General features: G+C 67.4%; 1 protein-coding gene. It reads right to left on the bottom strand.

Annotated features, from left to right (window positions below; all coding sequences use genetic code 11):
• Positions 1-15: 15 nt before the first annotated feature.
• Entirely contained in the window at positions 16-1,695 is a 1,680-nt protein-coding gene (locus tag ABZ490_RS52120; protein ID WP_359008113.1) for an ISAzo13 family transposase, read from the bottom strand.
• Positions 1,696-1,750 lie beyond the last annotated feature (55 nt).

Genomic DNA, 1,750 nt, shown 5'->3' with positions numbered 1-1,750 from the left:
AGGGCTTGCCGGGAATCAACACGTTGGTTTGATCTTGGATTCGTCGAGGTCGAGGAATCGGGTGATGTCGGCTGGCATGCGGAAACGGGCCGTTGAGGCTGGCATGTAGACGCCGTGGGGTTCGAGGAGCGGGCGGACGTCTTTCACTGCACGGCTGATGGTCATGGCGGTGGTGTTGAAGAGCTGGCCGAGAAGCTCCTGAAGAGAGTGTTTCCGCAGGTAGAGGATGGTGACCAGGATCTGGTCGGAGGGAGTGAGCGTGGGTTTGCGGCCGGTGCCTGGCGCGACGCGGCGTGGGCCGCCGCGGGCTGCGTGGCGGACCTGTTCGCGGTGCTCTTCCAGCGCGGGGACCAGGGTGTGGGTGAGGTCGCTGAGTCGCTCGCGGGACATGCCGGTCAGCTCAGGGTGTTGCAGGTCGTGGAGCGTGAGGGGGCGAGAGCCCTTGGCTGGCCGCCCTCGTTGCTGAGGAAGGTCTGGACACGGTAGGTGATCTGCGGGGTGGAAGGTGTAGTTCCAGTCTCCGTGGAAGCGGTGGCGTGTGATCGGCAGGGCGGCGATGGCCTCGTCGCTGATGCGGATGCCGGTGGGGTACTCACCGCTGTCGAGTTCGGCATGCACTGTCAGACCGGTGCGGCTGGTTGTCGCTGCGATGGTCTGGAGCATGACTTCATGGCTGGTCAGGGGCCTGCCGCGCCAGTTCATGGTGATGTGGGAGAACAGCCGGTGTTCGATCTTGTTCCACTTCGACGTGCCGGGCGGCAGGTGACACACCGTGATCTCCAGGCCGGTCTCGGCAGCGAAGTCCGCCAGCTGGGTCTTCCAGCCGCGGGTGCGGTAGCCGTTGGAGCCCCCGCCGTCAGCGGTGATCAGCAGCCGGCGGGCGCCGGGGTAGTCGTGCCGGCCACGGGCCTGCCACCAGCGCCGGATCGAAGCGACGGCGAACGCGGCGGTGTCGTGATCGGTGCCGATGGTGACCCAGCCGGTGTTCGCCGCCATGTCGTAGATCCCGTACGGAATCGCCTTCTCGGCCTGGCCGGGGAAGTCGTGCGTCTTGACCCTCACGGGCTGACCTGCGGGCCGCCACTCGCGCCCGGCGTTCTTGTAGTCGCCGATCAGCTCCTTCTTCTTGCTGTCCACGCTGATCACCGGGTCACCAGCGTCCCTGTGATCCCGTGCCTGCTCGTTGAGGTAGCGGAACTGGGCGTCCCGGTCCGGGTGCTGAGCACCTTCGATGGTCTTTGCGTTGGCCTGCAGACTGAAGCCTTCCTCCCGCAGCAGGCCGGCGACCGTGTCGGCAGAGACCCGGTGGCCCTGCCGCGTCAGCTCCACTGCCAGCTTCCGGGTCGACTTCGTCGTCCACCGCAGTGGCGACATCGGATCGCCCCGCTCGTCAGGCTCGACCAACGCCAGCAGCGCCGGCCGCAGCCCCGCATCCAGCTCGGTCGCCTTCTTCCGGCCCCCACCAGGACGACGGACCCGCCCCGACGGAGCCTGACCAGACTCCAGTTCAGCCACCCCGCGCGAGACCGTGCCCTCCCGGACCCCGGCCGCAGCAGCGACGAGCCTGATCCCGCCATGCCCCAGCGACCGCGCTTCCGCCCCTATCGCCAGCCGACGCTGACGCTCGTCCAGATGCGGCAACAACACCTGGAACTTCGCAGCCAGGACGTCCTCGATCCCCTCCGGTCTCCCCATACCAGAACAACGAGCCCCACAGCTGGAAGCCACGACTTGTTTCCCGGCAGGCCCT

Source organism: Streptomyces sp. NPDC005811, from assembly GCF_040630405.1.
GTDB lineage: Bacteria > Actinomycetota > Actinomycetes > Streptomycetales > Streptomycetaceae > Streptomyces.
Note: the sequence above shows the minus strand (reverse complement) of the source record. Positions and strands in the feature narration are given on the sequence as shown.

What these genes read in the sequence shown, in the direction of transcription:
- ABZ490_RS52120 (WP_359008113.1), bottom strand. Translation starts at nt 1,695, where the DNA reads ATGGGGAGACCGGAGGGGATCGAGGACGTCCTGGCTGCGAAGTTCCAG.